We start from the raw sequence: 19,959 nt of genomic DNA on the forward strand, positions 1-19,959 counted from the left end.
TATGAATACTAGACCAGTAGGTAATTTTCAAAATGGATTTGGTGGTGGACGTAGAAGATTTTCATCTCCAGTAATAAAGCCAAAAGACTTTAAAGGAACATTCAAAAGACTGTGGGAATATTTTTTAGATGAAAAAAAATCCTTAATAATTGTATTTCTTTTTATAATAATAACTTCATTAATAAGTTTATTAGTTCCATTTTTAACAGGTAAAGCTATAGATAGCATGTCTATTAAAAATAACCTTGTAGATTTTACAGCATTGAAAATAATAATTTTTGTTTTAATAATTTCATATTTAATTGATGCAGTAACAAATTTTTTGCAGAGTTATATCATAGCAAGTGTATCTCAAAAAATTGTGAAAAATTTAAGAAAATCATTATTTAATAAACTTCAAAAATTACCTATATCTTTTTTTGATACACATAGTAATGGGGATGTTATGAGTAGACTTACTAATGATATAGATAATATAAGCACAACTATTTCTCAATCAACAATTCAATTAATGTCTGGTGCCATTACTATAATAGGTTCTTTCATAATGATGATAGTACTAAATATATATCTTACAATTGCAAGTCTTGTAACAATACCGTTAGTATTCTTATTAACAAGAACTATAGCAAAAAAGACTAAAGTATTATTTAAAAATCAACAATCAGAACTTGGTAAACTTAATGGCAATATTGAAGAAATTATATCCGGCAACTTTGTCATAAAAGCTTTTAATCAAGAAGATAAAGTTATTAATGAATTTAATGATATAAATAACAAACTTTGTGATGTAGGAATAAAAGCACAAACTCTATCAGGATTTTTAATGCCGTTTATGAATGTTATTAACAATATAGGTTTTACAATAACTTCTGGTGTAGGTGGAATTTTAGCTGTTAAAAATATGATTACTGTTGGAGTTATAGCAAGCTTTATAAGTTATTCTAGACAATTTACAAGACCTTTAAATGAGCTTGCAAATATATTTAATACTCTTCAATCTGCCCTTGCAGGAGCAGAAAGAGTTTTTGAAATTCTTGATGAAAATGAAGAGATAGAAGATAATTTAAATTCAAAAGAGCTTTCAAATATTAATGGTGATATAACTTTTGAAAATGTATATTTTGGATATAGTGAAGAAGCATTAATTTTAAAAAATATAAATTTTCATGTGAAAAGTGGTGAAACTATTGCACTAGTTGGTCCAACAGGGGCTGGTAAGACTACAATTATAAATTTACTATCAAGATTTTATGATGTTTCTAAAGGAAAAATTTTAATTGATGGTGTTGATATAAAAAATTATAAAAGAGACAGTCTAAGAAAAGCATTTGGAATTGTGCTTCAAGATACTTATCTATTTTCAGGAACGATAATGGAGAATATAAGATATGGAAGGCTAGATGCTACTGATGATGAAGTAAAAGAAGCTGCTATTATAGCAAATGCTCATTCATTTATTAGACATATGAAAAATGGATACAATACAATACTCCTAGAGAATGGAACAAATTTGAGTCAAGGTCAAAAACAACTTTTAGCTATAGCTAGAGTGATTTTATCTAATCCATCTATATTAATATTAGATGAAGCTACAAGTAATGTTGATACTCGTACAGAACTTAATATCCAAGAAGCTATGCTAAAACTTATGAAAGGTAGAAGTAGTTTTATTATAGCTCATAGACTTAGTACAATTCGTGATGCTGACACTATAATGGTAATAGATAATGGTGAAATTGTAGAAAAGGGAAATCATTTTGAACTTATGAATAAAAAAGGAACATATTATAATATGTATTCTAAACAATTTGAAATGTAAGGTATATATTTTAAAAAATTGACAATGGACAGTGAATGTGAAAATTTGAATTTGAAATCCTATAGTAAAGACCTCAAGTAATATAAAAAGTATTATTTGAGGTCTTTACATATATTTCATGTTGACAAGCTGTTTATAACATAATAAAATAGTTTGCATAGAAACTAAATGATTCGCATGCAAACTATAAGGAGAAAAGAAAATGAATATTTTAAAAGTAGAAAAGAAAACTTTATTACTTGTAGCGGGACTTATTTGGGGGTTTGCAGGATTTAGAGTATTTACTTTAGGAGTAGGTGATATAAAAACTAATGATGGAAACTTGATTTTAAGTGCATTATTTTCAGCTATAATATTTTATCTATTTTTTAAATTTATATTTAGTAAAATGTTTGAAAAGCATACTAAAAGAATTATAAACAGTAATTTAAAGAAACATTGTATATTTTCATTTTTCGATGTTAAAAGCTATATCATAATGGGATTTATGATATTCTTTGGAATAACTATAAGAAATTTAGAAATAGTAAATCCTATATACTTAGGTTCCTTTTATATGGGCCTTGGATTTGCGTTATTTATAGCTGGTGTATTATTTTTAATAAGTTTTATAAAATTTGAAAAAACTAAAGCTAAATATAGTTTATAAAATTAATTTATGAATGGGGATGAAATAAGTATATGAATTATAATTCTTTTGAAATAGCTATGCTTATAAAGGAGATATATGCAAGTACCATTGAAATAGTTAGTAATAACTTAAAAGAAAGTGGACTTACTCATCAGCAAATAATGGTTATTAAGTTAATAGCTCATAATGGTAAGGTTAATATATCTCAGTTATGTGATGAAATGTTTTTAGCAAAGGGAACTGTGTCTGGTATAGTCAAAAGACTTGAATCACAAGGTTATGTAAAAAAAATTAAAGATGATGAAGATAAAAGAAATACATATGTTACTTTTTCAGATAAAGGTATAGAATTTGCTAAAAATTTTAGATGTGAAATTAATAAAAGCTTTGATAAAGTATTTGAAAATTTTACAGATGAAGAAATAAAAGAAGTTAAAAATAACTTACTAAATTTAAGAAATAAAATAAGAGGAGATAGATAAAAATGGATGGGAAATTGATATTTGCAATTATCACAATAACTTTAGCTTTAGTATTTTATACTATAGGTGTTTTTTCAGAAAGAAAATCTAAAACACTAAGAAAATGGCATGTTATTACATTTTGGTTAGGACTTGTTTTTGATACTACAGGCACATTGACTATGGAACGTATAGCATCTTTAAATGAAGTAAGTAATGCTGCTTCTGGAATTTCACTTCATGGAATAACAGGAATGATAGCTATTATACTAATGCTATTTCATGCAATTTGGGCAACATGGGTATTATTTAAAGGAGACGATAAAAAGAAATTAGCATTTCATAAATTTAGTTTATTAGTATGGATTGTTTGGTTAATTCCTTATATTATTGGAATGGTTATAGGAATGTCATAATTTTTAAATTATATAGGAATATGAGATTTTTTGACTATCAAATTAGAATAGTATTATTCCAAGGGGCTGTATCAAAAATATTTTTGTTAAAATATATGGTTTCAAGTTGAAAAATGAAATTACTCAAATATTAAATGAGAATGGTAGTGTTATAAGAAACAGGCTATTGGTATTTAAAGTTTACCAATAGCCTTATATTTTTCATTAATTTAATAATATAGTTTATAATTTTAAATTAAACTTATTAATTAATTTATTAACTAAGTTATTTTGATACAACCCATTCATGAAAAAAAGTTTTTTTATCGATAAATTAAAATTTAAAATAATCTTTTTATCAAATGATACTATTAATCTTACAGTTTATTCTTATAAAACTTCTTCATTAAATTTACTAATGAGGAGGTTTTATTATATGGTTATATAAAGCAATTAATATTTATTAAAAATCTAGAATAGCACTTGAATAAATATACGAGAAAGGTATATACTGGAATAGGTGAGAAAATTAAGAAAATTTTGATTTGGTTTGTGAAAAAATTGTTTTTTATTACGTAGTTAATTGAATATAGTAGATTAAGGTACAAAGTTTTATGCTTTGTTTAAAAGGGAAATAAGTGAAAGTCTTATACGGTCCCGCCGCTGTAATGAGGAGAATTACTTTAAATTAGTGCCACTGATTTAAATTGGGAAGGCTAAAGTAATTTTATGATTCAGAGTCAGAAGACCTGCCTTGATTTATACACCAATACTCTACGGCAGATGGGGGGTGTCAACAAATATATATAAATTGAAGTTTATATATTTTATAGTTGTGCTATTTTTAGCCCCTTAACGTTTAGTTAGGGGCTTTATTTATTTTAAATTTTACTTAAAATACTTTAAACATTTAATATAGGGTTCCAAGTTCATCTTCATAATTATTGGTTCCAAAACTTGGATACCCTTAAGAGTGAGACTAGCTCGGAATCATTTTATAGTAAGTATTTCTTTTGAAAGCAATATATTTACAACTTAAAAAATAGTTTTGAATTCGAGCTTGTTTCCCTATAGCATCTCACCATTTTAAGTATTTAGTTTTAAAAAAATAAGTTAATAATTTAACTTTTAAAAGTTATAAGAGGGGGAGTTTTATGATAAAAAAATTAAAAGAATTTTTACTTATAAACATAGGTATTATAATGGTTGCATGTGGAATGTATTTCTTTTTAATGAATAATAACCTAGCAACAGGTGGAGCAAATGGTTTAGCCATAGTTATAAATCACTTCATTCCTAAAGTACCTGTTGGGATTATTATGATTGTTATTAACATAGTTTTATTTATAGTGGCTTTTATATTTATTGGTAGCAGTTTTGGAGTTAAAACAATTTATGCTAGTTTTGGAATTTCTTTTGCAGTTTTAATTCTTGAAAAAACTATAAACTTAAAAGGTTCACTTACTGGAGATATATTATTAGAACTTATATTTGGAATTTTAATATCTGGAGCTGGAATGGGGATTGTTTTCAATCAAAATGCATCTACTGGTGGAACAGATATAATTGCAAAGATTTTAAATAAGTTTTTTCATATTAATTTGGGAAAGGCTGTATTATTATCTGATTTAAGTATAACAGTTGCAGCTGCATTTGCTTTTGGAATAAAAATGTCAATGTATGCAATGCTAGGTGTAATAATAAATGGTTTTGTTATAGATGCAGTATTAGAAGGTATAAACATGTGTAAGGAAGTTACTATAGTTAGCAAAGAATATGAAAAAATTAATCAATTTATAATAAAAGATTTAGATAGGTGCTCTACTTTTTATAATGGAAGAGGTGGATTCACAAATAAAGAAAAAAACATATTAGTTGTAGTAATCGGAAGAAGAGAAGTAGGCAAATTAAAGCATTATATAAATGAAGTAGATAAAGATGCTTTTATAACAGTAAGCAATATATGTGAAGTACTAGGGTATGGATTTAAAAGCTAACTTATTTAATTTATGGAGGGAAATATGGATAATAATGAAGTTACTTTTTATAATGACTCTTCCATGGAATATGACAAAGAATTACAGGTTATGAAGAAAAATCTTTTTAATATAAGTGGAATGTCAATAGAATCTAACTCGATGATGGATGTTTTAAAGAACTCAAGTAAAATATCCAAGACAGATATTACAGCGTTAATATTAGGTGAAACAGGTGTAGGAAAAGAAGGAATAGCTAAATATATTCATTATAATAGTAAAAGAAAAGATAATGCATTTATAACAATAAACTGTGGTGCAATTCCAGAAAATCTTATAGAATCAGAACTTTTTGGATATGAACCAGGTGCTTTTACTGGTGCAAACAAAGGTGGGAAAATTGGTTTATTTCAATTAGCAGATGGAGGGACAATATTTTTAGATGAAGTAGGCGAATTACCATTAACTACTCAAGTTAAACTTTTAAGAGTTCTTCAAGAAAAGCAAATTGAAAAAGTTGGTGGTGTTGAATCTATAAGTGTAGATATACGAATAATAGCTGCAACAAATAAAGATTTAAAAAAATTAATAGATATGAAATTATTTAGAGAAGATTTATACTATAGATTAAGTGTTTTTCCTATAGTAATACCACCATTAAGAGAAAGAAAAGAAGATATAAAGTTACTTATAGATTTCTTTACAAATGAAATAAATGAAAAATATAATACCAAATGTAATTTTAGTGAAAATGCATTAGAGTGTCTTTATAATTATGAGTGGCCTGGAAATGTAAGAGAACTTAAAAATATAGTGGAACGGCAAATTATAATGAATGAATCAAATATTATATACAAGAGAAATTTAGATCAAGAAATAAAAAATACAAAAATTGAACAAGATTACATGTTAAGTATGAACAATTACTCTATAAAAGGATATAGCTTAAAAGAAATAATAGATAAAATTGAGATAGAAATTATAGAAGATGCATTAGAGCGATATGGTAATGTAAGAACCGCAGCAAAAGCGCTACAAATAGATCCATCTACGTTAATTAGGAAAAAGCAAAAATATTTTAAAAATAAATCTTAATTAGATTTTATTTTAATAAACATATTTAGACTGTTGATTATAATATCATCAGTCTTATTTCTTTTTAATTAAACACATATTTAAAAAAGTGTTTTGATTCACATTATCAATAAAAATGAACAAATAGTTGCAAATATGAAAAATTGCATTTTTGCATACACATATGTAAACATATTGTAAATACAACTTTAGAAAGAGTTAAAAAAATAACGATTGCAAATAATCATCAAATATTTAAATTTATATCTATATTAATATTAATTAAATGGCTAAAAGTAAGCATTATTTTTAATAATTAAAATTGGCATAGTAATTGCTTTTAAAATAAGTGGGCTGGTAAGAGGGGGGATAAAATAAAAAATACTATAAACTGATTAATAAATAATTTAAATTTTAAAAATAAAATATTGTAATTACAAGGAGTAAAAATGGAGTGGTTAAATTTATACAAAGAAAAACTTTTATCACCTAGAGAAGCTGCTTTAAAAATAAAAAATGGCAGTAGAGTCGTTATAGGTCATGCTGCTGGAGAACCTAAAAAAGTTGTAGAAGCTATGGTTAATGAAAAGGATAAATATTCAGGCATTGAAATTGTTCATATGATTGGTATGGGTTTAGGTGACTATGTAAAAAAAGAAAACAATAATAATTTTAGACATAATTCATTTTTTGCTGGACCAACAACTAGAGAGGCGATAGCTAATGGAAATGCAGATTTTACACCTTGTTTTTTCTCAGAAATACCAAGAATGTTTAGAGATGACTACTTAACAGTTGACGTAGCTATAATTCAAGTTTCATCACCAGATGAACATGGATTTTGTAGCTTTGGAATATCTAATGATTATACAAAACCAGCTGCAGAATGTGCAGGGTTAGTAATTGCTGAAGTAAACCCTAATATGCCAAGAACTCTAGGAGATTCATTTATACACATAAATGACATTGATTACATTGTAGAAGTAAATTACGACTTAATAGAAATAAATAAAAGTAATATAACTGATATAGAAAAAGCTATTGGTAAGAATTGTGCAAGTCTTATAGAAGATGGTTCTACATTGCAACTTGGAATAGGCTCTATACCAGATGCGGTATTAATGTGTTTAGAAAACAAAAAAAATTTAGGAATTCATTCAGAAATGATATCTGATGGAGTTTTAAACTTAATAGAAAAAGGTGTTATTACTAATAAAAGAAAAACTATTCATAAAAATAAAATTGTAGTTAGTTTTATAATGGGAACTAAAAAAATATATGATTTTGTTAATAATAATCCTATGATTGAAACTTATCCTGTAGATTATGTAAACGATCCAAATATTATAAGCAAAAATAAGAATATGGTAGCTATTAATTCTTGTATCCATGTAGATTTAATGGGTCAAGTTGCATCAGAATCTATAGGAATGAAACAATTTAGTGGCGTTGGGGGACAAGTTGACTTTATAAGAGGTGCCAATATGTCAGATGGTGGAAAGTCCATAATAGCTATGCCATCAACTGCTAAAAATGAAGAAGTATCTAGAATAGTTCCATTTTTAGAAAAAGGTACAGCTGTAACAACATCAAGAAATGATATTCAATATATCGTTACCGAATATGGAATAGCAGAACTTAAAGGTAAATCTTTAAAAGAAAGAGCTAGAGCACTTATTAACATAGCACATCCTAAATTTAGAGCAGAACTTATAGAAGAATGGGAAAAAAGATTTAAAAAAGAATTTGATTATTTTATTTACTATAAAATTCATAAATAAATCTAGTTCTGTAGATAGGGGGATTAATCATGATATATATAAATGAAAAATGGTGTAAGGGATGTGGATTATGTGTAGACAGTTGCCCAAAGAAAGTTTTAGGTAAACAACAATTAAAGGCAATTGTAATAAATGAAGAAAGTTGCATAAAATGTCACATATGTGAAAATATTTGTCCTGATTTTGCAATACATGTAAGGGGGGACAGAAATGAGTAAATTAGTATTAATGCAAGGAAATGAAGCTTGTGTTGAAGGTGCTATTAAAGCTGGAATGAAGTTTTATGCAGGATATCCTATAAGTCCAGCAAGTGAAATAGCAGAAATAAGTTCAGTTAAACTACCTAAGGTGGGTGGTAGATTTATACAAATGGAAGATGAGATAGCAGGAGCAGCAGCAACTGTTGGAGCAGCATTAACAGGTATAAAATCAATGACTGCTACAAGTGGACCAGGATTTTCATTAAAACAAGAAATAATAGGATATGCTTCTATGGCAGAAATACCTTGTGTAATAGTAGATGTAATGAGAGGGGGACCAAGTACAGGACTTCCAACATCTGTATCTCAAGGTGATGTAATGCAAAGTAAATGGGGAACTCATGGAGATCATCCAGTTATAGTTATTGCTCCAGATAGTGTAGCTACTATTTATGAACTTACTATAAAATCATTTAATTATGCTGAAAAGTATAGGGTTCCTGTAATTTTACTTTTAGATGAAGTTATTGCTCATATGAGGGAAAGTGTTGAACTGAAAGATGACATTGAAATTATAAATAGGAAAATTCCCAAAGGTAAAGAAAACTTTATTTCGCATGAATTAACAGAAGATTTTGTACCTTCAATGGCACCACTTGGTGAAGGATATAAATTTCATGTAACAGGACTTAGTCATGATGAAACGGGTTATCCTTCTAATTCAAATGAAATTGCAAAAAATTTAATTGATAGGTTGTTAAATAAAATAGAAAAAAATAAAGATGATATTTCTATGTATAAAAAAATAAATACGGACCATTGTAAAACACTAATTGTTACATTTGGTTCTACAGCTAGAGTGTGTAAAGAGCTTGTCTTAGAAGAGAGAATTGAAGATTTAGGACTATTTATACCATATACAATTTGGCCTTTCCCAGATAAAGCACTATTAAAAATATTAGAAGAAAATGAAATAAATAAAATAATTGTTCCAGAATTAAACGCAGGACAATTAGTATCTGAAGTTAAAGCAATTGTTGGAGATAAATGTAAAGTTGTAGCTTTAAACAAATATTGTGGAGAAATTTTCAATATTAATGAAATTAAAGATGCACTAAAGGAGGATTAAAAATGAAGGAAGAATTGATTGATAAATATTTAAGAAAGGAACATCTTCCTCATATTTGGTGTGCAGGTTGTGGAAATGGAATAATAGTTAGTGCTTTAGTTGAAGCTATTGATTCTTTAACTATAGATAAAGATAAAATATGTATAGTTTCAGGTATTGGATGTTCTTCAAGAGCAGCTCAATATATGAACTTTGATACTATACACACATTGCATGGAAGAGCAATTCCTTTTGCAGAGGGCATAAAACTTGCCAATCCAGAATTAGAAGTTATTGTGTTAACAGGTGATGGGGATTGTACTGCTATTGGTGGTAATCATTTAATACATGGATGCAGAAGAAATATAGATTTAAATGTTATTGTTTTCAATAATAATATTTATGGAATGACAGGTGGACAATGTTCACCAATGACGCCATTAAATGCAAGAACAACAACTACTGAAACAGGAAATACTTGTAGAGATTTTAATATTTGCAAGTTAACAGAAGCTGCTGGAGCAACTTACATAGCAAGAAGTACAGTTGCACATTACAATCATTTGGTAGATATGATAAGGAAAAGTTTTAATAATAAAGGATTTTCTATAGTAGAAGTTTTGACACCTTGTCCAGTGCAATTTGGAAGAAGAAACTCCTTAAAAACACCATCTAGTATGATAAATGATATTAAAGAAAAAGTTAAAAATAATACTGACATATATAAAATAGGAATATTAAAAGATACTAGGGAACCTGAGTATATAAATGAGTACATCAATAATATTTAGTTAAGTTTAGGAGGAATTTAAAATGAGTAAAAAAGAAATATTATTTACTGGCTTAGGTGGACAAGGAATTGTAAAATCAGGTGTTATTCTAGCAGAAGCAGCAGTTTTGGAAGGTAAACACACAATACAAACTCAAAACTATGGTCCTGAATCAAGAGGGGGCTGTTGTAGAGCTGATGTAATAATTTCAGATAATGATATATGTTACCCACGAGTAGAAAATCCTGACATCATTCTTGCTTTAAGTCAAAGTGGACTTGATAAATTCATAAAAAACGCAGATGAAAACACAATTATAATTACTGATAAGAGTATAGATGCTCCTAATGAAAAAAATGTAAGAAAATTCGATATATTTAACTGTACAGAGAATGTATTAAAAAATTCTCAAGCTATAAATATATTATGCCTTGGAATATTGGCAGCTTTAACTAAAGAAATAAATTATAAAAATATAGAAAAAGCAATTTGCGATAATGTTCCAAAATCAACTATAAATAAAAATTTAGATGCATTTAATGCCGGAATAAATATGGTGGATATTGCTATTTAAAAAAATATAAATTTGAATAAATTAAATAAAAGGGGAAATAAAAGATGGAAACTAAAGTATGTATTGATAAGTTAATAAATAATGCAAAAATAGCACAAGAGGAATACTCAAAATTTAGCCAAGAAAAAGTAGATAGTATAGTTAGAGAAATTGCAAAAGTTGTTTATGATAGAGCAGAAGAACTTGCAAAAATGGCTGTAGAAGAAACAAGAATGGGTGTATATGAAAACAAAGTAAGTAAAAATAAAGGTAAATCAAAAACTATATGGAATAATTTAAAAACAAAAAAATCTATAGGAATCCTTGAAGAAGATAAAAACACAGGAATAATAAAAGTTGCTAAGCCAAAAGGAGTTATAGCAGCAGTTACACCTTGTACAAACCCGATAGTTACACCTATGTGTAATGCAATGTTTGCATTAAAGGGTGGAAATGCTATAATAGTAGCACCTCATCCAAGAGCAAAAAAATGTAATAAATATGTGGTAGACTTATTTAATGAAGCTATAAAAAAATTAGGAGCACCTGAAAATTTAATTCAAACTATAGAAGAACCTTCAATAGATTTAACTTCAGAGCTTATGGGGAAAGTTGATGTAGTTATAGCCACTGGTGGTATGGGAATGGTAAAATCAGCTTATAGTAGTGGAAAACCTGCTTATGGCGTTGGAGCAGGAAATGTTCAATGCATTATAGATAGAGATATAGACATAAGTGAAGCTGTTCCTAAAATAATAACTGGAAGAACATTTGATAATGGAATAATATGTTCAGGTGAACAAAGCATTATAGCACCTAAAGAAAGCTATAATGAAATAATAGAAGAATTTGAGAAAAATGGAGCCTATTACACTGAAAATCCAGAAACTATAGAAAAGTTTGCAAGTGTAATGTTCCCAGAAAATGGACCTATAAATGGAAAAATAGTTGGACAAAGTACTCAATTTATTGCTGATTTAGCAGGTGTTAAAATTCCTGAAAACACAAAAGTAATAATCTTGAAAGCCAGAGGAAATGGTCGTGAAGATGTATTATGTAAAGAAAAAATGTGTCCAGTTATGATTTCTTTCGAGTACGATACTTTTGAAGATGCAGTTAAATTAGCACAAAATGATTTAAATTTTGAAGGAAAAGGACATTCTTGTGCAATACACTCAAATAATAAGGAGCATATTGAATATGCAGGAAAACATTTAACTGTTAGTCGACTTGTAGTAAATCAACCTTCATCAACATCAGCAGGGGGAAGTTTATATAATGGATTTGCGCCAACAACTACTTTAGGCTGTGGATCTTGGGGAAATAACAGTATTTCAGAAAACTTAGATTACAAACATTTAATAAATGTTTCAAGAATAGGTTTCTTTAATAGTGATGCAAAAATTCCAAGTGATGATGAAATTTGGGCATAAGATAATTAATGAAAGAAGGATAAAATTATGAATTTGTTAGAACTTAGACCTAAAATTTTAAAATTTAATTTAATTAAAGAATTTTGTGAAGAATTTTCTGTATGTGAAAATGATTTAATATTTACTAATAGATTTTTATATGATACTTTTCTTAAAAATCTAAATCTTAAAAGCTCTTATATTTTTCAAGAAGACTACAATTTAAAAGAACCTTCTGATGATATAATAGATAAAATAATAAAAGAAATTTCACATAAAGATATAAAAAGAGTTATAGCTATAGGTGGTGGCTCTATAATAGATATATCCAAAGTGCTATCACTTAAAGAAGTTGGCACTACTTGTGAATTATTCGAAAAGAAACTTCCAATAATAAAAGAAAAAGAACTTATAATTATACCAACAACTTGTGGAACTGGAAGTGAAGTTACAAATATATCTATAGCTGAAATAAAATCTAAAAAAACTAAAATAGGGCTTGCAGTTCCTGAGTTATATGCAGATTATGCTATTCTTATACCAGAGCTTGTAAGAAATTTACCATATGAATTCTTTGTATATAGTTCAATTGATGCACTTATTCATGCTATAGAATCATTGGTATCACCAAAAGCAAACCCATATACAGAAATGTTTAGTAAAGAAGCAATTAAAATGATACTGCATGGATATAAAAAAATAATAGAAAATGGTAAAGAATATAGAAAAGAAATAATAGAAGAATTTCTAATTGCAAGTAATTATGCAGGAATATCTTTTGGAAATGCTGGAGTTGGAGCAGTGCATGCATTGTCATATCCACTTGGTGCTACTTATCATGTTCCACATGGAGAAGCTAATTACCAGTTTTTTATAGAAGTATTTAAATGTTATAATAAAAAGAATCCTAATGGGAAAATAAAAAATGTAAATGAACTATTAAAAGAAGTAATGAAAACAGATAAAAATGTAGATGTATATGAAGAACTAGAAAATCTTTTGGAAAATTTAATAAATAAGAAAAAATTAAATTCTTACGGTATGAAAGAAGAAGAAGTAGAGATTTTTACAAACAGTGTAATAGAAACACAACAAAGACTTTTAGCTAATAACTATGTAGAACTTAGCAAAGAAGAAATATATAAATTATACAAAAATCTGTATTAATGCATATAAAGAAAAATAATTGATAAAATTAAAACACAAATTTGTAAATAAACATTGCCTCATCGTCTGCAAATTTGTAATTTAATAATTCAACTATTTTGATTTTATATTTGAACTACCCAAAAAAAACACATGTTCATTAATTTGAATATGTGTTTTTTTATTATATATAATTTTTTATTAAACAGAATATATATCTGAAAATTCTATATTACATCTATCAATTTTAGAATCTAATACCTTTGATTGAATGTCTACATTTTCTTTATCTTTAACCTTTTTTATAGGTAAAGTAAATATAAATTCTGCACCATCTTTAAATTCAGTATTTAACCATATAGTTCCATCATGTAATTCAACTAATGATTTTACAAGTGAGAGACCTATTCCGCTACCTTCACACTTTCTATTAAGCAAATTATCAGTTTGTGTAAATCTTTCAAAAATAGATTTAGCATGTTCTTCATCTATTTTAACTCCATCATCTTTTACAGATACAATTAAATTACTATTTTCTTTATCATAATCTATATTTACAAGTATTTCACCGTCTTTTTCTGTATACTTTACAGCATTTGATAATAAATTCAACATTATAGTTTCTATTTTTTCGGGATCACAAGCTGTTATTATTTCCTCTTCAGATGTATCAAAAATTATACTTCGTCCTTTAGTTCCAATATAATCAACTACAGAAGAAACAATATTTTCTATTAGGTAAACTATATTACAATTGATTAATTTTAATTCATAATATCCACCATCTATTCTAGTTATATCTATTAAATTATTAACAAGTCTCAATATTCTATAAGAGTTTTGTTTTATACTCTTAATATATTTAAAAAGTTTTTCTTTTTCATCTAAACAAGGGCAATTATCTAGATTTTTAGAAATTAATTGAATAGTAGTAAGTATTATATTTATTGGGGTCCTAAACTCATGAGAAATATTAGCAAAAAACTCTGTTTTTAAACTTTCAAGTGCAATAGCATCTTCTAATAATTTTTTTTCCTTTTCTAATTTAAATTGATTAGTTTTATCTTTAGCTGTAAGAATAGTACATTTAGAATCTTTTATATAATTCCAACTCCATTCAAGTATTTTATACTCATTATTTTTACATCTATATTTATTTAATACACCCAATTCTTTCTTTATTGATTTTTCATGAATGCTTGTGAAATTGTCTAAATCATCAGGGTGAACTAAGTCTAATATATTCATTTTTAGAAGTTCATTTTCAGTCCATCCTAAAGTACTTGTCCACTTATCTGTAATTTTAATGAATTTACCAGCTTCATCAATAATTGCACATAAATCTGTAGCTGTATTTAAAAACATTTCTAATTCATACTCTGATGCAATTCTTTTTTCAAATTCATCCTTCGATTTGTTAAATAAAAATCTATTTTTAAATAACAATCCAAGTTTGTAACAACAATTTTTAATGAAATCATCTTTTATATAATTGGTATTAGTTTTATTATTATAATCATAATAAATATTTATGATACCTATTAATTTTTCTTTACATTTTAAACTGCAAGTTATGACTTCTCCATTATTTGTATGATAACCTAAATTACTCATTACATAAGTGAAATTATGACATATGTCCTCATTGATAAAAGTATTTTTTGTTATAGTATCTAACTTAAATTTAAAATCATATTCTAAACTTAAACAATTACCAGTTTTAAGATATAAATCTAAACTTTGTAAGTTTTTATCATACAAAAAAATGCTGACTTCATCACATTTTAAAGTATTATGCAAATTAACAATGATTGTATTTATTCTTTCTTTATATTCTATATCAGTATTTTTAAATTTTTTTATATCATATACTTCAGTAGAAAAATCCAAATTAGCAAGTATATTTTTAGAATCTTGTTCTATTTCTCTCTTAATATGTTCATCAATACTCTTATATAAAGTTATATCTCTAGCCATTGCCATAATCCATTTTGATTTTTTTCCAGTTCTATAAAGTTGACTTTTATATGTTTCAAACCATTTTTCCACCCCATTAATAGATATTTTAGATTCTTGAAATGTAGGTGTTTTTCTTAATATAACTTCTTTATCATTGTTATTAGATTTAGTTCCAATATCCTTATCACCAAAATCTAAATCATTTTTCCCAAGAATATCTTCTTTTTTTCTATTCATTTGTTCAGCAAAAGCTTTATTTACATATTTATAATTTCCATTTTCATCTTTAAGCCATATCTCATTAGGAATGGCATCTAATATGCTTTCTAAATCTTCCAAAGTATATCCCTTTTTTAAAAAATCATTTTTATAACACATTTTTCTCACCTCAATACACAGGTTTTAAAAAGTAAATTTAATTATATACTTTAATTAATAAACTAATTATATTGCAATATTTACATATTCTCAATAAATCTTGAAAAAATTACAAAAATAAATTTATTTTTGTTGAATTTATTCTTTTTTATTAGAATTTTTAAACTTTTCCGTTTAAATAGTTTTCTATTTAAAACTATTTTTATTAGTATATAATAAAATTAAACAAATGATGAAATTTAGGAGATGAATTTTATGATATACAAATATAAGGGTAGTAATCCCCTAATAGATAAAAGTGCTTTTGTAGCACCTAGTGCAGATATTATAGGGAATGTAACAATAGAGTCTAATTGTAGTATATGGTTTGGAGCAGTTTTAAGAGGCGATTGTAATCCAATATTTATAGGAAGCGGTACTAATATACAAGATAATTCTACAGTACATGTAGGACATAAAGAATGCGTACAAATTGGGAAAAATGTAACAGTTGGTCATAATGCAATTATACATGGTTGTAAAATAGGTGATAATACATTAATTGGTATGGGAGCAACAATACTTAATAATGCTGAAATAGGTGCAAATACTATAATTGGTGCTGGTAGTCTTGTAACTTCAAATAAAAAAATACCTTCTGGAGTTTTGTGTATGGGATCTCCTGCAAAAGTTATTAGAAATCTTACTGAAAATGAATTAGCATCACTTAAAACTTCTGCTCAACATTATATAAACGAAGCAAAAGAATATAAATCTATGTAAAATTTAATAAACTAAATTTAAAAAGTGAAGGTGAGTGTATGGATATTTATACAATAGGACATTCAAATTATGAATTAACCCGTCTAGTTGATATGTTAAAACATTATAATATTAATTGTATTGTAGATATTAGAGCTACACCTTATTCTAAGTATAATATTCAATATAATAAAGACAATATAAAACACACACTAATAAACTTAGGTTTTACTTATATTTATATGGCTAAAGAATTTGGTGCTAAAAGAGAGACTAAAACCTCATATAATAGTTATGGATATGCTGATTTTGAAAAAGTTATAAATGAAATAGACTTTAAAAATGGTGTAGAACGTTTAAAACTAGGTATTAAAAAAGGATATAAAATTGCACTTTTAGGTGCTATGCAAGAACCTTTAAGATGTCATCGAAGTATATTAGTTGGTAAAGCTTTAACAGAAGAAGGTTTTCATGTAAAACATATTTTACATGATTATTCTTTAGCATCTCAATTAGATATAGAAGAAAGTCTTTTAGATAAATATTTTAAAGGTGGAAAACAACTTACATTAGATACTTTTGAAAATTCAATTTCAAGAGAAGATATGTTATTAGAATGCTATAGACTTGCAAATAAAGAAATTAGTTATAGAATTGAAAATTTAAACTAGTTTTAAAGCTGTATTAAAATAAATGTTGTCTTATTTTAATACAGCTTTATGCTTTTGGGTTGATATATTTTTTTATAAATTTTATACTATAAAAATGTAGAGTTAATTAAACTTATAATTAGAGTAAGGAGATTAAGATGAGTATACTTGAAGTAAAACATATTTACTATGAAAAAGATAATACAACAATATTAAATGATATTTCTTTTAATGTAGAAAAGGGAGATTGCATATCAATAATTGGTTCTTCAGGTAGTGGGAAAAGCACACTTTTAAAATTATGTTCAGATTTGATTCCTGTAACTAAAGGTAATTTATTCTATAAAGAAAAAAATTATAATGAATATGACCCTATAGAACTTAGAAAAAATATAAGTTATTGCATTCAAATCCCACATTTATTTGGTGATAATGTATATGAAAATCTAACATTTCCATATAAAATACGTAATACAGTTATTGATAGATATAGAATAGTAGAAATGCTAAATAAATTTAATTTAGATGAAAGCATTTTAAAAAAAGATATTAAATCTTTATCTGGTGGTGAAAAGCAGAGAATTTCAATAATAAGAAACTTAATTTATACTCCAGACATACTGCTTTTAGATGAAGCTACATCTGCATTAGATAAAGAAAATGCTAGACTTGTTGAAGCTTATATAAAAGATTTAAATTTAAATGGTGTTACAATTCTTTGGATTACTCACAGTTTAGAACAAAGTACTAAAATATTTAATAAAAGAATATTGATGTGTGAAGGTAAAATTGAAGATATAGAGAGGATTAAGTAATGGATACAATATCACTAATTATAGCATCTATACTAATTTTAATTCCAATTTTTATATCTTATAAGGAACATTTAGGATTGGAAAAAGAAATTATAGTAAGTATTTTAAGAGCAATTGTTCAATTGTTAGTTGTAGGTTACATTTTAGATTTAATATTTGGACTTAAAAATCCCATATGTACAATAATATTAATTTTAATAATGATGATAAATGCAGCTATAAACACAAGAAAAAGGGGACAAGGCATTAAAAATGTAGTAAGTATATCTTTTGTTTCCATGGCAGTAGGAACTATAATAACAATGACAATACTTGTTTTATCAGGTGCAATAAAATTTGTTCCTAATGAAATTATACCAGTAGCTGGTATGGTTATAAGTAATTCAATGGTAGCTATTGGATTAAGTTATAGAAACTTAAATAATAACTTTAAAAATAAACGGGAAGAAGTTGAAGTAAAGTTATCTTTAGGTGCAGATATTAAGGAAGCTTCTAAAGATATTTTAAGAGACAGTATTAAAATAGCCATTATTCCAACTATAGACTCAGCAAAAACTTTAGGAATTGTATCACTTCCTGGAATGATGACTGGACTAATTTTAGGTGGAACATCACCACTAATAGCAATAAAATTTCAGATAATGGTTACATTTATGATACTTTCATCTTCATCAATATCAACAATGCTTGCTACATACATATGTTATAAAGATTTCTTTAATGAACGAAAGCAATTGAAAATATGATAAAATAGAACTTCACTAAAATTTAGTGAAGTTCTATTTTATTTAATAAATTCATGTTTTAAATTTCTTTTCCCTTTATAGATAATAACCCATATTTTGTATCTGCAAATGCAGTTAGGGAGTTATCTTCAAAAGTTCCATTTACTTTATATGGTATTTTAGTTATAAGTTTTCTGATTTCTCCTGAAAATTCAAAGGTATTATCTCTAATCTCTCCATTTGAAAAATTATTTTTTTGAATTTCGTAATCTTAATTATTGTAGTAAAATAAAGCTATAGGAATCCAAGTTGGAACTTTAAGTTATTCATGTTTCAGTTGAGAATTCTAATTAATTTAATTGAAAATGGAAAATTGAAAGTTGAAAATGAATGTAAATATTGGATTTCCAATTTAAAAGAATGATTTTTTATTAAATTTTCAGAGCAAATTAGTGGAAAACAATATAAAAACGTAGTTTTTAAGCATTTCTATTTTTAGATATTAGGAACAAAGAGAGTAATAGCTACCATAACTTTTCACTTTTCACTCTTAGTTCTTAATTGGTTTACGATACAAACATAGGAATAAAATATAATTTTAGTAATATCATTTGAAAAAGACATTACTTCAAATTTGAACTTGGAACCCTATAGTACTTTTATAGAAATATTAAATATAAAGGTTTTATTATATATTATGAAAAGAGGTATTTATTTTGAATTGGAAAGAATCACTTAAAAAATATGAACCAATAAATGAACAGGAATCAGCAGATAAAATTTCAATGTGCAACTTATTAAGTAGTTTTGATGATATATTAACAAGAAAAAATACTATTGCTCATATAACTTGTTCATCTTTAGCCTTTAATAAAAGTCATGATAAAGTTTTGATGGTTTATCATAATATATATGATAATTGGTCATTACCTGGTGGTCATGCTGATGGGGAAGAAAATTTTTTAGATGTTGCTATAAAAGAGATTAAAGAAGAAACTGGTGTTAAGAATATACGTGTTGTAAATAAAAATATTATAAGTTTAGATATTTTACCAGTTAAATCACATATTAAGAATGGAAAGTTTATATCATCACATTTACATATATCCCTTGTATATTTATTAGAAGTTGATGAAAATGAGAATTTAAGAGTAAAAGAAGATGAAAATAGTGATGTTAGATGGATAGATGTAAATGCTGTTTTGGACATAACTAAAAAAGAACCTCATATGCAAGCAGTTTACAAAAAGATTTTAAGCAGAAATAAATAAATTCCATAAATCTTCTTTTTATTACTTGAATTGACAAAATAATATGTAAATAATATAATAATTATTGCTTAAATTGATAATAATTATTAGT

At 26.2% G+C, this 19,959-nt stretch carries 19 protein-coding genes and 1 riboswitch; of the genes, 18 read left to right on the forward strand and 1 reads right to left on the reverse strand.

Annotated elements, in window-relative coordinates:
* Position 1 precedes the first annotated feature (1 nt).
* The 13 genes from BN346_RS07085 to BN346_RS07145 all read left to right on the forward strand — a co-directional run bounded on the left by BN346_RS07085 (position 2) and on the right by BN346_RS07145 (position 13,350).
* Entirely contained in the window at positions 2-1,822 is a 1,821-nt protein-coding gene (locus BN346_RS07085; protein ID WP_040327435.1) for an ABC transporter ATP-binding protein, read from the forward strand.
* 202 nt (positions 1,823-2,024) lie between these two features.
* Entirely contained in the window at positions 2,025-2,471 is a 447-nt protein-coding gene (locus BN346_RS07090) for a hypothetical protein (RefSeq protein WP_040327436.1), read from the forward strand.
* Positions 2,472-2,503: 32 nt separating this feature from the next.
* A complete protein-coding gene (locus tag BN346_RS07095) occupies positions 2,504-2,935 on the forward strand; it encodes a MarR family winged helix-turn-helix transcriptional regulator (protein ID WP_040327437.1) in 432 nt (143 codons plus the stop codon).
* Between the two features lie 2 nt (positions 2,936-2,937).
* A complete protein-coding gene (locus BN346_RS07100) occupies positions 2,938-3,330 on the forward strand; it encodes an HsmA family protein (protein ID WP_040327438.1) in 393 nt (130 codons plus the stop codon).
* Between the two features lie 562 nt (positions 3,331-3,892).
* Positions 3,893-4,080, forward strand: a riboswitch (cobalamin riboswitch).
* Between the two features lie 383 nt (positions 4,081-4,463).
* A complete protein-coding gene (locus tag BN346_RS07105) occupies positions 4,464-5,306 on the forward strand; it encodes a YitT family protein (protein ID WP_040327439.1) in 843 nt (280 codons plus the stop codon).
* Positions 5,307-5,330: 24 nt separating this feature from the next.
* Entirely contained in the window at positions 5,331-6,380 is a 1,050-nt protein-coding gene (locus tag BN346_RS07110) for a sigma-54 interaction domain-containing protein (protein WP_051540147.1), read from the forward strand.
* A gap of 428 nt (positions 6,381-6,808) precedes the next feature.
* Positions 6,809-8,140 (forward strand): acetyl-CoA hydrolase/transferase family protein, encoded by a 1,332-nt coding sequence (locus BN346_RS07115; RefSeq protein ID WP_040327440.1) that lies wholly within the window; start codon positions 6,809-6,811, stop codon positions 8,138-8,140.
* 29 nt (positions 8,141-8,169) lie between these two features.
* Complete coding sequence (locus tag BN346_RS07120; protein ID WP_040327441.1) at positions 8,170-8,358, forward strand: 4Fe-4S dicluster domain-containing protein; 189 nt, start codon at positions 8,170-8,172, stop codon at positions 8,356-8,358.
* The gene (locus BN346_RS07125; protein WP_040327442.1) at positions 8,351-9,469 is read left to right on the forward strand and encodes a 2-oxoacid:acceptor oxidoreductase subunit alpha; all 1,119 of its coding nucleotides are present in this window, start codon (positions 8,351-8,353) and stop codon (positions 9,467-9,469) included. The genes BN346_RS07120 and BN346_RS07125 overlap by 8 nt, the downstream gene beginning before the upstream one ends.
* A gap of 2 nt (positions 9,470-9,471) precedes the next feature.
* The gene (locus BN346_RS07130) at positions 9,472-10,239 is read left to right on the forward strand and encodes a thiamine pyrophosphate-dependent enzyme (protein ID WP_040327443.1); all 768 of its coding nucleotides are present in this window, start codon (positions 9,472-9,474) and stop codon (positions 10,237-10,239) included.
* 22 nt (positions 10,240-10,261) lie between these two features.
* A complete protein-coding gene (locus tag BN346_RS07135; protein WP_040327444.1) occupies positions 10,262-10,792 on the forward strand; it encodes a 2-oxoacid:acceptor oxidoreductase family protein in 531 nt (176 codons plus the stop codon).
* Between the two features lie 44 nt (positions 10,793-10,836).
* Complete coding sequence (locus BN346_RS07140) at positions 10,837-12,204, forward strand: aldehyde dehydrogenase family protein (RefSeq protein WP_040327445.1); 1,368 nt, start codon at positions 10,837-10,839, stop codon at positions 12,202-12,204.
* Positions 12,205-12,231: 27 nt separating this feature from the next.
* Complete coding sequence (locus BN346_RS07145) at positions 12,232-13,350, forward strand: 4-hydroxybutyrate dehydrogenase (RefSeq protein WP_040327446.1); 1,119 nt, start codon at positions 12,232-12,234, stop codon at positions 13,348-13,350.
* A 180-nt stretch (positions 13,351-13,530) separates the two neighbouring features.
* Here BN346_RS07145 and BN346_RS07150 read toward each other — a convergent pair whose 3' ends face one another.
* Positions 13,531-15,666: a sensor histidine kinase gene (locus tag BN346_RS07150; RefSeq protein ID WP_040327447.1), complete on the reverse strand. Its 2,136-nt coding sequence runs from the start codon at positions 15,664-15,666 to the stop codon at positions 13,531-13,533.
* Between the two features lie 255 nt (positions 15,667-15,921).
* On the opposite strand from BN346_RS07150, the gene BN346_RS07155 reads away from it, so the two are divergent.
* The 5 genes from BN346_RS07155 to BN346_RS07175 all read left to right on the forward strand — a co-directional run bounded on the left by BN346_RS07155 (position 15,922) and on the right by BN346_RS07175 (position 19,868).
* Positions 15,922-16,428 carry a gamma carbonic anhydrase family protein gene (locus BN346_RS07155; protein WP_040327448.1) on the forward strand — a complete coding sequence of 169 codons (507 nt, stop codon included), beginning with the start codon at positions 15,922-15,924 and terminating at the stop codon, positions 16,426-16,428.
* Positions 16,429-16,466: 38 nt separating this feature from the next.
* Positions 16,467-17,078, forward strand: a complete 612-nt coding sequence (locus tag BN346_RS07160; protein ID WP_040327449.1) for a DUF488 domain-containing protein — start codon at positions 16,467-16,469, stop codon at positions 17,076-17,078.
* 137 nt (positions 17,079-17,215) lie between these two features.
* Positions 17,216-17,872 carry an ABC transporter ATP-binding protein gene (locus tag BN346_RS07165; RefSeq protein ID WP_040327450.1) on the forward strand — a complete coding sequence of 219 codons (657 nt, stop codon included), beginning with the start codon at positions 17,216-17,218 and terminating at the stop codon, positions 17,870-17,872.
* Entirely contained in the window at positions 17,872-18,618 is a 747-nt protein-coding gene (locus BN346_RS07170; RefSeq protein WP_040327451.1) for an ABC transporter permease, read from the forward strand. The genes BN346_RS07165 and BN346_RS07170 overlap by 1 nt, the downstream gene beginning before the upstream one ends.
* A 695-nt stretch (positions 18,619-19,313) precedes the next feature.
* Positions 19,314-19,868 carry an NUDIX hydrolase gene (locus BN346_RS07175; protein WP_040327452.1) on the forward strand — a complete coding sequence of 185 codons (555 nt, stop codon included), beginning with the start codon at positions 19,314-19,316 and terminating at the stop codon, positions 19,866-19,868.
* Positions 19,869-19,959 lie beyond the last annotated feature (91 nt).

Origin of the sequence: Clostridium ihumii AP5, assembly GCF_000612845.1 — a bacterium.
GTDB classification, from domain to species: domain Bacteria; phylum Bacillota; class Clostridia; order Clostridiales; family Clostridiaceae; genus Clostridium_J; species Clostridium_J ihumii.